General features: G+C 41.1%; 10 protein-coding genes. 1 reads left to right on the top strand and 9 read right to left on the bottom strand.

Going from position 1 to position 13,202, the window contains the following annotated elements:
• Positions 1–18 precede the first annotated feature (18 nt).
• The 5 genes from ACTNC0_RS10955 to ACTNC0_RS10935 form a co-directional block, all read right to left on the bottom strand.
• Positions 19–519, bottom strand: a complete 501-nt coding sequence (locus ACTNC0_RS10955) for a tRNA (cytidine(34)-2'-O)-methyltransferase (RefSeq protein WP_008705660.1) — start codon at positions 517–519, stop codon at positions 19–21.
• 70 nt (positions 520–589) lie between these two features.
• Positions 590–1,186, bottom strand: coding sequence for an AIR synthase-related protein (locus tag ACTNC0_RS10950; protein WP_441087383.1), 597 nt, complete (start codon positions 1,184–1,186; stop codon positions 590–592).
• A gap of 141 nt (positions 1,187–1,327) precedes the next feature.
• Positions 1,328–3,004: a B12-binding domain-containing radical SAM protein gene (locus ACTNC0_RS10945; RefSeq protein ID WP_441087382.1), complete on the bottom strand. Its 1,677-nt coding sequence runs from the start codon at positions 3,002–3,004 to the stop codon at positions 1,328–1,330.
• 6 nt (positions 3,005–3,010) lie between these two features.
• Entirely contained in the window at positions 3,011–3,313 is a 303-nt protein-coding gene (gene trxA, locus ACTNC0_RS10940) for a thioredoxin (RefSeq protein ID WP_008705666.1), read from the bottom strand.
• Positions 3,314–3,424: 111 nt separating this feature from the next.
• Positions 3,425–4,333 carry an NAD(P)/FAD-dependent oxidoreductase gene (locus ACTNC0_RS10935; protein WP_441087381.1) on the bottom strand — a complete coding sequence of 303 codons (909 nt, stop codon included), beginning with the start codon at positions 4,331–4,333 and terminating at the stop codon, positions 3,425–3,427.
• A gap of 338 nt (positions 4,334–4,671) precedes the next feature.
• Here ACTNC0_RS10935 and ACTNC0_RS10930 point away from each other — a divergent pair, with 338 nt between their 5' ends.
• The gene (locus tag ACTNC0_RS10930) at positions 4,672–6,246 is read left to right on the top strand and encodes a glycoside hydrolase family 43 protein (RefSeq protein ID WP_441087380.1); all 1,575 of its coding nucleotides are present in this window, start codon (positions 4,672–4,674) and stop codon (positions 6,244–6,246) included.
• A gap of 186 nt (positions 6,247–6,432) precedes the next feature.
• Here ACTNC0_RS10930 and ACTNC0_RS10925 read toward each other — a convergent pair whose 3' ends face one another.
• The 4 genes from ACTNC0_RS10925 to ACTNC0_RS10910 form a co-directional block, all read right to left on the bottom strand.
• Positions 6,433–7,494 (bottom strand): DUF4340 domain-containing protein, encoded by a 1,062-nt coding sequence (locus tag ACTNC0_RS10925; protein ID WP_441087379.1) that lies wholly within the window; start codon positions 7,492–7,494, stop codon positions 6,433–6,435.
• Positions 7,495–7,579: 85 nt separating this feature from the next.
• Positions 7,580–9,700 (bottom strand): glycoside hydrolase family 3 C-terminal domain-containing protein, encoded by a 2,121-nt coding sequence (locus tag ACTNC0_RS10920; protein ID WP_287638007.1) that lies wholly within the window; start codon positions 9,698–9,700, stop codon positions 7,580–7,582.
• A gap of 80 nt (positions 9,701–9,780) precedes the next feature.
• On the bottom strand, positions 9,781–11,340 hold the full coding sequence (locus tag ACTNC0_RS10915; protein WP_441087378.1) for a response regulator: 1,560 nt from the start codon (positions 11,338–11,340) through the stop codon (positions 9,781–9,783).
• Positions 11,333–13,120 carry a sensor histidine kinase gene (locus ACTNC0_RS10910; protein ID WP_300336003.1) on the bottom strand — a complete coding sequence of 596 codons (1,788 nt, stop codon included), beginning with the start codon at positions 13,118–13,120 and terminating at the stop codon, positions 11,333–11,335. Before ACTNC0_RS10910 ends, ACTNC0_RS10915 begins: the two co-directional genes overlap by 8 nt.
• Between the last annotated feature and the right edge of the window lie 82 nt (positions 13,121–13,202).

Raw genomic sequence — 13,202 nt, 5'->3', positions numbered from 1 at the left:
CCTGTCTGCTTACTGTGATTATTTCCAGTCGTAGTTTCTCAGGTGTCCTTCCAGATTCATGTGGTCAAAATTATTCTGGCGCAGTGCCTCGTACAGAACGATTGCTACGGAATTGCTCAGGTTCAGAGAACGGATATCTCCGATCATAGGAATCCTTACGCAGGTTTCCTGATTATTGACCAGAATGTCCTCCGGGATTCCTGCACTCTCTTTTCCAAACATAATGTAACAGTCTTCTTCATAATGAACATCTGTATAAGTCTGAGGTGCTTTTGTTGTTGCATAGTAAATCTTTGCCCCGGGATTCTTCTCCAGAAAGTCCTCAAAGTCCAGATATGTAGTTACATCCAGATCTTTCCAGTAATCCATTCCTGCTCTCTTTAAGGCTTTCTCACTTAAGGAAAATCCCAGAGGCTCGATAAGATGGAGTCTGGTTCCTGTTGCCACACAGGTACGGCCGATATTTCCTGTGTTTGCAGGAATCTCCGGCTCATGAAGTACAATATTTAATTTTGCCATTTTGTTTTTATTCCTCTTGTTATTAATCGTCTGTCTTTTCTTAGAAAATTGTCTCTTAAGTTTCCTGCAGTTATTCTTTGAGAAGTTGCTGCAGTTCATCCTCTGCCGGACGTTCCAAGTAGCGTGAACTGCCGCCACTATATAGAAGACGGTCATTGCCACTGTTAGTCTGACCGATAATCTCTGCCATAAATCCCTCATTGCGAAGTCTCTGTACCAGTGCTTCACCTCCGCGGATTCCAATCAATACTGCTCCATCTGCCTGAAGCTTATATGGATTCAGGTCAAAAATCTCGCACACTTCTATTGTCTCCTGACGAATCGGTACCTTACGGAAGTCTGCTTCCAGTCCTACTTCTGAAGCTTCTGCCATCTTCCAGAGCGCACTTAAAAAGCCGCCCTCACCCATAGCATATAATGCGCTGGCATCTGCCTCCTGCGCAATTTTCCAGACAATACTGCCAGCTCCATAATCGTCCCGAAGTGAAACGCAATTCTGAATAAAACCGGCAGAGAATCTCTCTGCCAGTTTGTCCTTTTTATTTTTTGCTATTACAGAGGTTCCTTTCAGAGCCACCGGACATGCCACCACCAGTTCATCTCCCGGTTTCAGGCATCCGGTTATTTCTGCCCTCAGAGCCTCCATTGCCGCCTGTCCAAGTCTCATTTGTTTTCTCCTGAAAAATTTATTATACAAGCAGAGACAGAACTGTCGGCACTACCATTGCCAGTACCAGAATGATTGCAATAATTGCTGTGATCACTTTACGGTTCTTCGGATTAAACATTCCCATTTTTCTTCACCTCTTTAAGCCCTGTTCGGGTTTTCAAACACATCTTTCGTCACATCTGTCACGCGGGCATTATTTGTCAGCGGATCGCGGTCTGCATAATCAAACAACAGCACTTTTCCATCTGCAAATACTTCCACATGTGCATTCTTTGCCACTTTTTCCCGTTTTCTGAAGTCCCATATCTGTCTCTCAAAAGGCTTCTGGTCTCTGGCAAAGCCGGGACGGCTTTTCAGGTTCTCTCTCAGATAGAGATCATATACCATTTGGTCTTTTACCTGATCCACGGAAATCTCCGGCATATCCTCCAGAAATTCCAGCAGAATCTCATATCTTCGCATTCTTGTATGAGAAATGTCACCATAGCCTTTTTCCATGTAAAAACTGCCCAGTCTCTCGTAAATTGAGAAAGCATCCGGGAAAAATTTTTCCAGATATTCAAGTGTATTCTGGAATTGTCCACTATTATAATACACTTCCACCATATTTTCCACAGTTTTCAGCTTCAAAATGTGGTCATAATCTAGCCACTTCGTGGAAAGTACCTCATAAGGCTCCTGTGTTTTGTATACAATACCATATTCCCTGCACATCTCCATCATATGGGAACCCTTTAACACCTTCAAAAAGCCCAGCTGAAGCTGCTGTGGTTTCAGTGCATAAACATCATTAAAGGAATGCCGGAAGCTGTCGTAATCTTCATAGGGAAGTCCTGCGATCAGGTCCAGATGCTGATGGATATTTCCAAAGCTATGGATTCTGTCAACAATTCCTTTCAATTTTTCAAAATCCATAGTTCTGTGAATTGCCTTAATCGTATCCGGATTTGTTGACTGTACTCCGATCTCCAGCTGAATCAGACCCGGACGCATGGTGGACATTTCCTGCAGTTCCTCTTCTCTTAACAGATCTGCTGAAATCTCAAAATGGAAGTTTGTCACACCATTATCGTGTTCATTAATATACTTCCAGATTGCCATTGCATGGTCATGTTTACAGTTAAAGGTACGGTCTACAAACTTTACCTGCGGAACCTTATTGTCTATAAAAAACTGCAGTTCTTTCTTTACTGTCTCTGTATCTCTGAAGCGCAGTTTCTTATCAATAGAAGAAAGACAATAGCTGCAGGAGAACGGACACCCTCTGCTGCTTTCATAATAGATGATCCTATTCTTAAACTCGGACAAATCTTTGTAAATAAATGGAATACTGCTTAAGTCCATGATCTGGCGCCATCCATTATGTATGATCTGATCTCCGTCTCTGTAACAGATTCCTGTCATATCTTTCAGATCCTGCGGATTTTTTTCCACATAATATCCGGCAAGTTCTTTAAATGTTTCTTCACCTTCCCCGACCATAACACCTTTAAATTCTGAGTTTTCTGTCAGGAATTTCTCCGCATCATAAGAAACTTCCGGACCGCCGGCCCAGAAGTCGGCGCCCGGAAGAATCTTTATCAGATCTGCCATCAGTTCTTTTACAAAAGAAAGGTTCCAGATATAACAGGACACGCATACCACATCAGGATGTTCCAGATAAATATCACGCATGATATCATCTTTCTGCTGGTTGATGGTATATTCCTTTAATACAATATGATCTGCGTAATCGGATGCATATGCCTGCAGATCATAAACAGCAAGATTAGAATGAATATATTTTGCATTGCATGCCACTAATAAAATCTTCATAAATCTTTAGCCTTCCAGTGCACTCTTCAGCTCTTCTTTGGAAGTAAGACCTACGAAGCGTTTCACTTCCGCACCGTCTTTAAACAGGATCAGTGTCGGAATGCTGACTACACGAAACTGTTGTGCAAGTGCCATATTCTGATCTACGTCTACTTTTCCTACTGCGTATCCCTCTTCTGCCAGTTCTTCTACAACCGGACCCTGACGCATACATGGTCCACACCATGTTGCCCAGAAATCTATAAGAACCGGTTTCTCAGATTTTAATACTTCTGTTTCAAAATTTGCTGTTGTAATCTCTTTTGCCATGATTTATATCTCCTTTGCTTATTCTTTATAAAAATTTGCAATGTAAGTTCTCTGGTTTTATAATATCAACACTATAACCCTGTTAAATTTTCAGTTTTTATTTTAGATTTTTTATTTTAAAGATCTTACATACTTCCCTGCATTAATACCTGCCTGTGCTCCCTCATATACAGCTTTCGCCACCTGAAGAAGCCCGCCTGTACAGTCACCTGCCGCATAGAGTCCCGGGATGGTTGTTTCCATATTTTCATTAACCTTAATGTTTCCTTTTTCCGTAAGTTCGGCTCCCATCTGGCGGGCAATCTCAGTACTGCCTGCAGTTCCCATTGCAATAAATACACCCTCTGCAGGACAGAAATCATTAGGCTGCTGACCTGCTTCTGCATTTATTTCCTCTGCCTGCACATCAGGTTCAAGACGGATTCCGGATACCAGATCATCACCCTCTACAGACTGGATTTTCATTGTGTTTACACTGATATTTTCTTCAGGTGTAAATTCCGGTTCTTCACCGTTTGTATAAATGGTTACTGTAGAAGCAGTATTGGACAATTCCTTTGCTTCATGCATGGCGAAATCACCGTTTCCCAGAACTGCCACATCCTTGCCTCTGTAAAAGAAAGCATCGCAGATTGCACAGTAGCTGACACCTTTTCCCTCAAATTCTTTAACACCCGGAATCTTCGGTGCAGCACGTTTGCTTCCTGTTGCAAGGATCAGACTCTGAGTCTCGAATTCACCTTCTGTAGTTTTTACCACAAAAGTATCAAACCCGCCGACTCCCAGAACCTGTGCATCCAATATTCGTACGCCCAGTGCTTTCGCCTGAGCGATTCCTGTATCATATAATTCCTGACCGGACAGCGGATGTTCCAGTCCGTAATAGTTTTCTATTTTCTCTGCTTTTTCCAAAGCACCGATCCCATTATTGATCACCAGGGGATCCAGATTTCCACGAACTGCATAAAGCGCAGCGGAAATTCCTGCAGGTCCGGCACCTATGATTATCACTTTTTCCAAATTCTGTCACCTGCTCTCTGTTATTGTTTTCAATGTACTGTAATATATCATCGTTACTGTTCACTCTGTTCTCAGTAACTTATTATCAGCTATTGTTACTATACTACGTTTTCTGAAAAAAATCCATGATTTTATTTGGATAATTTTGGTATAATTTGGTTAAGGTCCCCACCCACTGCTTATTGCTTTTTGTAACCTCCGCAGGGGACTTACTTGATTCGGTTAAACAGCAAAAACTGTGCTGTTTTTTCCATCAGATAGAAACTTATTTCTATTTTACTTCTTATAATTTTACCCTATAGTTAAAATGATTATAGTTTTTTAAGGAGGTTCTTTTTATGCTTCAAAATACATATCACAATCCGCTTCTTCCCGGTTTTTATCCTGACCCTTCTATCTGCCGGGTAGGAGATGATTATTATATGGTTACTTCTTCATTCGTTTATTATCCGGGACTGCCGATTTTCCACAGTAAGGATCTGGTTCACTGGGAACAGGTTGGTCATGGAATCCACAGACCTGAGCAGCTTGACTATAAAAACTGCGAAACTTCTGAAGGATTATGGGCACCAAGTATCCGTTATCATAACGGAACTTATTACATCATTAACACTTTCGTATCTGCAGGACGTGAAGCAGACCGTGACAATTATATTATTACAGCAAAAAATCCTTCCGGCCCGTGGAGTAATCCGATTGTTGTAAAAGGTGCAGACGGCATCGACTCCAGTCTTTTCTTTGATGATGACGGTTCTCTGTGGTATGTAGGCAACTACATCAGTCCTGACTGCCTTTATGAAGGACATCATGGTATCTATCTGAACGAGCTTGATCCGGAAACCTTCCAGTTCAAGGGACCTCGTTACATTATCTGGGATGGTGTAAAAACACGCAGTAAATGGATTGAGGCTCCGCATATTTACAAGAAGGACGGATGGTATTATCTCCTTGTTGCAGAGGGTGGTACTTTCGTAAATCACAGTGTACAGATGGCCCGCTGCCGTACAATTCAGGGAGATTACGAAATCTGCCCGAGAAATCCGATTGTTAGTCACAGACACATGCCTCTGTTGAACCCGATTTCTGTTACAGGACATGCTGATATCGTAGAAACTCAGAATGGTGAATGGTGGATGGTCCTTCTGGCTGTGCGTCCATATGAAGGAGGACATTATAATCTTGGCCGCGAGACCTTTATGGTTCCGATTATATGGGCCGAAGACGGATGGCCTATGGTTGACAATAAAACAGGACTTGTCCAGACAGAAGACCGTCTTCCGAATTTACCTAAGACCATTTATCCATTAATGCCTGAATCTGATAACTTCGAATGTGATACTCTGCAGATGCAGTGGAATACCATTCATCCGCCAGTTAAACAAATTTATTCTCTGACAGACCGCTTCGGATATCTGCGTCTGTATACAAGAAAAGAAGTTCTGAACGAAATCTGTCTTCCTTCTTTCATAGGACGCAGACAGCGTCACAAAGTATTCCTGGCAAAAACAGCTATGGAATTTACTCCTGCAAACGAGAATGAAGAGGCCGGAATTGCTCTTGTACAGGATGACCGTTTCCATTATCTTATGGTATTAGTTCAGAAAGACGGAAAACCATTCCTTCAGGCTTACCAAACAGAAAATGGTACAAAATCTTTGCTTGCAGAAACTGAGATCAAAGATGTAAAACGCCTCTACCTCAGTGTTCAGGGTAATACTACTGATTATGACTTCTATTACGGATACACAGATCAGGAAATGCTCCCGCTTGTCAGAGCGCTGGATGCTTCTCTGTTAAGTTCTGTAGTAAATAACGGATTTACCGGAACATACATCGGTATGTATACAAGTTCCAACCATCAGCCAAGTACTAATTATGCTGACTTTGACTGGTTCAATTATCAGGGAGAATAATCACTGTTTACAATTAACAAAGCCATAAAAAATTTAAAATATAACGCAAAAACGGATTGCCGTTCAACGTGAACTTCGCAATCCGTTTTTACTGTTTGCAATATCTATATCTCTTTAATCAATCAGATAAAATCATCCGCTTCTCCACTTACCCGTAACCAAATAACTGTTCCACAATTTATTCGATTAAAACGCTTTTTTAATCTGTTTTACCAGTGCATCCACATCTTCAGCTTTTACAAGAAATCTCTCGGTTCCATTGATTTCCAGACTATCATAAGTATCATCATATGTATAATATTTCAAAGTTACTTCCGGAGCTTCTTCTGTGTTTCTGTGGAATGTTACAGTCAGCACTTCTTCCTTATCTGCTGCATCTTTTGTTTCTTCAACTTCCGAATCAAGCATTATACTTTGAAGCGCCTGATACAATTCAGTAAATTTCTCCTTCTTTACAGTTTTCTTTCCGAATTTATAATCGCTGCCATCCAGCTTCATGGTATAGGTTTTCTTTCCAATGCTCATATCCACACTGTCAAGTGTATCAATATTTACCAATGCCGGAATCTTCAGGATCAAATTAAATGGTTTCAGTTCCAGAAGACTGTTCACTGACTCTTTTGAAAGCAGATAAACAGCCTCTTCGTATCCTTTTACACATGCATAATAGTCACCATTCTTATCTGTATTTCCGATAAGGATCGTTGCTGCTGCATCTGCATCCTGCGTTTCTTTTGCAGTGTCATCGTTAACTGTATTTACAAAATCTACTGTAAAATATGTCTTTGTATTATCCAGTCCGGTATCTGTATTTGCTGCATCGACGCCGTTGCTGAGATCAAAAGCAGCCAGCACTCCAAACATTTCATACATATTCTCTGTGTTTACTGTTGCAATCTCATCATACGGATTGGTAATTTCCCAGTAGTCGAAATCCATCTTATAATCTGCCGGTTCCTGTTTGATCTGAAATACTTCTTCGCCGTCCTTTACAATGGAAAATCTGCGAATGGAATAGGCAGACATTCTTGGATGTTCTACAGTTTTTAAATCTGTGTTTTCTGTTTTATCTTCAGTCTGGTCAATAGTTTCTTCTTCAGCTTCTGCTGTTGTTTCTTCTGCAGTCTCAAGGTCTTTCTCTGCTTCATCTGCCCATACAGGACAGGATATAACTGCTGTGCCTGCTGCACCGGCAGTAAACATGGCTGTCATTCCAAGAAGTAATATTTTTTTAATTTTGTTTTTCATGTCTGTGTTCCTCCTGTCCATATATAATATGGTTTTTATTTTATGTTACTTTTCGCAATTGAAACAGAATACTTACTCCGTTCAGTTAAAGTGCAATTTCTACCTCAGCAGGCTTATGTCCTGTCAGTTCTGCACTTCTTGTATCCGGCTGGGATACTCCTGCAAATAAACGGAAATGTTTTCCTGCGATGTAACGATTTCCATCTTCATCAACTATATTCATTGCTTTATTAGAAATTGTAAATTCTACAGATTTCTCTTCTCCCGCTTTCAGAGATACTCTCTTAAATCCGCAGAGACTGTAGTTACGAACTGCAAGCGGAGAATCAAGGTCTTTGATATACACCTGAACAACTTCATCTGTATCTACTGTTCCATTGTTCTTAACAGTTGCTTTTAACATGATGTCGGACTCTGCTGATACTTCACCGACAACCTCTGCTTCTGTTACGCAGGTATCACTGTATGTAAGTCCGTATCCAAATGGATAAAGTGCCTCTTTTTCCATATAACGGTAAGTTCTGTTTTTCATAGAGTAATCTGTGAATTCCGGCATTCCTTCCAGGTCTTTATAGAAGGTTATCGGAAGTTTTCCTGATGGAGATTCTTTTCCGAAGAGAAGATCTGCTATTGCACGTCCGCCTCTTGCTCCCGGATACCATGCAAGAAGGATTCCATTACAGTTATCCTGCGCATAATTCAGATCAATCGCACTTCCTGCCATCAGAACTACGATGGTAGGTTTTCCTACTGCTGTTACTTTCTCGATCAGTTCTTCCTGTACTTTCGGAAGATGAAGATCAACTTTGTCCCCGGATGCATCACTGTTTCCGGTATCTCCTTCTTCTCCCTCCAGAGTCTCATCAAGACCTACGCAGAGTATGACTACATCGCTGTTTTCCGCTGTAATTACTGCCTCAGAAATTCTGTCCTGATCCCATGCCAGATTTTCAACTTTGTCTTTATATAAATCACATCCCTGAGAGTAAAGGATCCTTACATCGTCACCTGCTTCTTCACGGATTCCTTCAAGAACAGTAATATATTCTGAAGATGTTCCATGATAATTTCCAATAAGAGCTGCACGGCTATTTGCATTCGGGCCGATGACACCAATAGTATTTACTTTTGTTTTATCAATCGGAAGAACTCCATCATTCTTCAGAAGTACGCAGCTCTTTCTTGCCATCTTAAGAGCTTCATCAATGTGCTCTTTGCACTCTACCACACTATACGGTATCTTATCATATTCACTTCCGTCAAACAGGCCCAGCAGATATCTGGTTGTCAGCAGTCTTACTGCGGATTCTGTAATTTTCTCTTCTGTTACCAGTCCATCCTGATAAGCTCCCATCATATGAAGATATGTATTTCCACAGTTCAGGTCACAGCCTGCATTTAATGCCATAGCAGCGGACTGTCTTGGTGTGGAAGTTACCATGTGATGTTCATGAAAGTCACGGATTGCCCAGCAGTCAGAAGTATAATGACCTTCGAATTTCCATTTTCCTCTCAGGACATCTTCCATAAGATATTTATGTGCACAGCAGGGTTCTCCGTTTGTCCTGTTATAAGCACCCATTACAGCCTCAACATCCGCTTCTGTTACAAGCGCTTCAAAAGCCGGAAGATATGTTTCCCACATATCCTTCATGCTTGCCTGTGCATCAAATTCATGTCTGAGCGATTCCGGACCGCTGTGCACTGCATAATGCTTTGCACATGCTGCCGCTTTCATTACAGGTCCGTCACCCTGGATTCCTTCTACGAATTTCACGCCAAGTCTGGACGTCAGATATGGATCCTCACCATAGGTTTCATGCCCTCTGCCCCATCTCGGATCTCTGAAAATGTTTACATTGGGGGACCAGAAAGTAAGACCCTTGTAAATATCTCTGTCTTCTTTTGCAGAATATGCATTGTATTTTGCTCTTCCCTCAGTTGCAATGATATCGCCAACTTTTTTCATCTCTTCATCGTCAAATACTGCAGCCATCGCAATTGCCTGTGGGAACATGGTTGCCACACCTGCTCTGGCCACTCCATGCAGTGCTTCATTCCAGTAATTGTATGCCGGAACACCCAGTCTTTTCACGGGAGCAGCATCGTATTTTAACTGGGAAGCCTTCTCCAGAAGCGTCATCTGTGATACCAGTTTTTCTGCTTTTTTTCTTGCTTCTGCTCTTTCTTTTCTGTGATCTTTCATTTCAGATCCTCCTGTTTATATAATTTGATAATTATTCAGCAGGTATTAACAAAGCCTCAGCACAGCCCGCTACTCCTGCATTATGTATTCTGCATTTCTTCTCTGTATTTCGTCGGAGATTTTCCTGTATGTTTCTTAAATGCCAGTGAGAAATAATTCGTATCTCTGTATCCTACCATCATAGCAATCTTTCCAGTCCTGATGCTGGTAGTTTCCAGAAGGCTCTTCGCCTTCTCAATCCTCTTTCTGACAATGTATTCGTTACATCCTTCACCTGTAATCCTCTTAAATAATCTGGAGAAATAATTCGGTGTGATATAGAGGCTTTCCGCAATGCTGGAAACCGAAATATCCTCTGCAAGATGCTCATCTATATAGTGTCTGGCATTGGAAATGGTATAATGTACGTCCTCTTCATCATTTTCAATGAGCTGCTCAATAAACATTCTCGTAATCTCACAGGCCTCTTCTTTTCCTGCTGATAACAGACTCTTGGAGAGTGCATCCAACTTTCCTTCTTCCACCTCACACGATTCTTCCATGTAGGAAAAAATCAGAGCGGAGGCAATCTCGAAACAACATCTGCGCACAGCAGAAGGAGAAAGATTATAGGATTCTGTTGCCTTAGTAAAGGTATTAAATGCCTTTAGTATATAATCTGGAGTTCCTATGTTAGAAATCATGATATTTCGCAGTTCTACATAGATTTCCCAGAAGATTTTCTTCTTGTTCTGAGCCCCCATCGTCTGTATAATGTCCTGAATATTCTTTTTTTCATGTTCCAGAAGATATCTGGCATCATTGTAGGAAATTGCCAGATTTTCAAATCCTTGCACAGCACTTCCAACCGTAATCTTTGGTTTATATTCAAATTCATCCTTCAGCACATCCGACAATTCTTCAATCTGTTCCAGAACGCTATCGTCATCATCCTTTTCAAAACAGACAATCGCAATCGTACCGTCATCATCTATAAATGTGATTCCTCTGTTTTGGGAATCCACCATGCTCATGCAGACATTTTTAACAGACATTGCACGAAATTTTTCATCGTTCTGCTGATCTGTATACATACCCTGTTCCAGAAGGATCAGGCTCATTTTCTGCTTAACATCAAACTGGAAATCATTCTGCAGAATGTATAACTGCATCTCGTTATCTGCCTTCGCATGAACCAAATTTCTCATGCACTGCTCCAGCCTCATCTGAACTACAGATCCCTGAGACCTCCACATTCTGGCCTGATGTCTTTCTTCATTCTCCTGTTTTTTCAGTTCATTTATCTGCTTTTCTATTGCCTCGAAAAGGTCATCTTCATCAATCGGTTTCAGGAAAAAGTCCTGCACCTGAAGCCGCAGACTCTCTCTTGCATACTCAAAATTATCAAAACCTGTAAGTACGATTACACGCAGTTCAGGTACTAATTCTCTGGCCGCTTTGATCAGTTCCAGACCCGTCATTTCTGTCATCTGGATATCTGTAACCATAATTTCAGGGCCTTCTTCTTTGAGAATCTTCAAAGCCTCGTTTCCTGACGCAACAGTAAAGACATCGTCAATTCCCAGTTTCTTCCAGTCTATGGCATTTTTCATACCCATGCGTATCATTTTTTCGTCATCAACTATCAGTACTCTATACACACGTCCACTCGCCTCCCGCTGTGTTCTTTTTGATTTCTGTCTGATATGGCAGATGGATTACGACAGTTACCCCACCCGAATCATTCTTCTGATAATGAAGCCCATATCCTTCACCAAAAAGAAGTTCAATCCTCTTGTTTACATTCCGCACTCCATATCCGAAGGAATCCTCATATCTGGAGAGCTGTTCATTCATTTCATCTATCTGTTCCTGACTCATTCCTGTACCGGTATCTGATACTTTGATCACAACTTCATCCCCATCTTTATATGCGGTAAGATAAAGCGTACCTTTTTTTCCCTCTTTTACTTTCATTCCATGGTAAATGGAATTCTCTACCAAAGGCTGCAGGGTCAGCTTCGGTATCAGGCTTTCTTCCACCCGAGATTCCACGACGATCTCACTTCCGATAATATTGTCGTATCTCATGTTCTGGATGATCATATAATTTCTGATGTGTTCTATCTCTTCTCTGATTGGTATCACATCGTGTCCCTTGCTGAGACAGATCCTGTAATACTTCGCAAGTGCTTTTACCATTGTGGAAATTTCTTTATTTCCTTCAGCAATCGCCTGCCAGTGGATACATTCCAGTGTATTATACAGGAAATGCGGCTGGATCTGCGACTGAAGGGCATTAAAACGAATCTGCTCCAGCTGATGCTGTTCCAGTTTTACCTGTTCCATCAGTACTTCGATCTCGTCCATCATGGAATTAAAGCCGACCGCCAATTTGGTAAAATCTTCTCCCATATTATCCACATTAATTCGTGTTCTCAGGGATCCTGTTGCAACATGATCCATCTTGGATACTACCTTATCAAGGGGCTGATACATCTTCTTGACCAAAATTCTTATAATAATGCTTACAGTGATCAGCACTATGATCAGAACAATGATCACAACAACGATTGTACGGAATCCGGATTCCATCAGTTTATACGATGAAATCGAACTAACCACATAATAGTTCCAGTTTTTTATTTTCTGACATACATACATATTTCCATTCTTTGTAAATATCTGTATCCCATTTTCCATCTCATCTATGTAATTTACATAACGGCCTGTCTCCTCTTTATCCTTCGAAAGCAGAACCATTCCGCCTGTGTCAACCACTCTTGTTTCCGCTGAAGAATTTCCCACAGCCAGCATCCTCTGTACTGCCGGGTCATCGAAATTCATACACAGAAGACCTTGGGCATCAGATACTTTTCTGGTATCATATAGCGGATAATACAGGCTCAGTGTGTATCTGTTCCCTTTATAATAATCATTATTATAGGAAACTTTCAGAGTTCCTTTCTGCGCATATTTACTTTTATCATATGCCTGAGGATACACTTCTTCAAACTGTGTTACTGACAAAGAACCTTTTCCCCTATAGTAGTAACTCTCATAATCCGAACTGACAATAGCAGCAAAGTTCAGACTCTCATACATATTATTCAGATTCTCAAGCTTACTGTAAACTGCATTAATATCTGCTGTTTTCAGCGCATTTCTCTGCACCTGCCTGCAGTAATTCTGTACAGAATCATCCATAATCGTACCCAATACGATTTCTTTATATGAATCCATGGATCCCTGAAAAGATTCTGCGACTGTATTGTTCTGCATCTGTAGAAGTTCTATCGACTGCTCTTTCATCGATGCCAGCGAAAAAGTCAGGGAAACACCTGCAACCGTCAGTGTTACAATAAGAATACTGGCGGTTACAAGCAAAAGTATTTTTTTATCAAATTTCCAACGGCCGAATTTCGTTTTCCATTTGTTCATGTCGTCTTTCCTCGTCTGTCATATAATTTCACATATACTCGTGTACACGATTAGGGGGCAAAAATTTTGCCCCCTTAATATC

This window comes from Blautia sp. HCP3S3_B11 (assembly GCF_052064435.1).
Classification (GTDB): Bacteria; Bacillota; Clostridia; order Lachnospirales; family Lachnospiraceae; genus Blautia_A.
Note: the sequence above shows the minus strand (reverse complement) of the source record. Positions and strands in the feature narration are given on the sequence as shown.

Excerpts from the sequence above, each read along its gene's own strand:
- ACTNC0_RS10910 (WP_300336003.1), bottom strand. The coding sequence starts at position 13,120 with ATGAACAAATGGAAAACGAAATTCGGCCGTTGGAAATTTGATAAAAAA.
- ACTNC0_RS10945 (WP_441087382.1), bottom strand. The coding sequence starts at position 3,004 with ATGAAGATTTTATTAGTGGCATGCAATGCAAAATATATTCATTCTAAT.
- trxA (WP_008705666.1), bottom strand. The coding sequence starts at position 3,313 with ATGGCAAAAGAGATTACAACAGCAAATTTTGAAACAGAAGTATTAAAA.
- ACTNC0_RS10925 (WP_441087379.1), bottom strand. The coding sequence starts at position 7,494 with ATGAAAAACAAAATTAAAAAAATATTACTTCTTGGAATGACAGCCATG.
- ACTNC0_RS10955 (WP_008705660.1), bottom strand. The coding sequence starts at position 519 with ATGGCAAAATTAAATATTGTACTTCATGAGCCGGAGATTCCTGCAAAC.
- ACTNC0_RS10950 (WP_441087383.1), bottom strand. The coding sequence starts at position 1,186 with ATGAGACTTGGACAGGCGGCAATGGAGGCTCTGAGGGCAGAAATAACC.
- ACTNC0_RS10920 (WP_287638007.1), bottom strand. The coding sequence starts at position 9,700 with ATGAAAGATCACAGAAAAGAAAGAGCAGAAGCAAGAAAAAAAGCAGAA.
- ACTNC0_RS10930 (WP_441087380.1), top strand. The coding sequence starts at position 4,672 with ATGCTTCAAAATACATATCACAATCCGCTTCTTCCCGGTTTTTATCCT.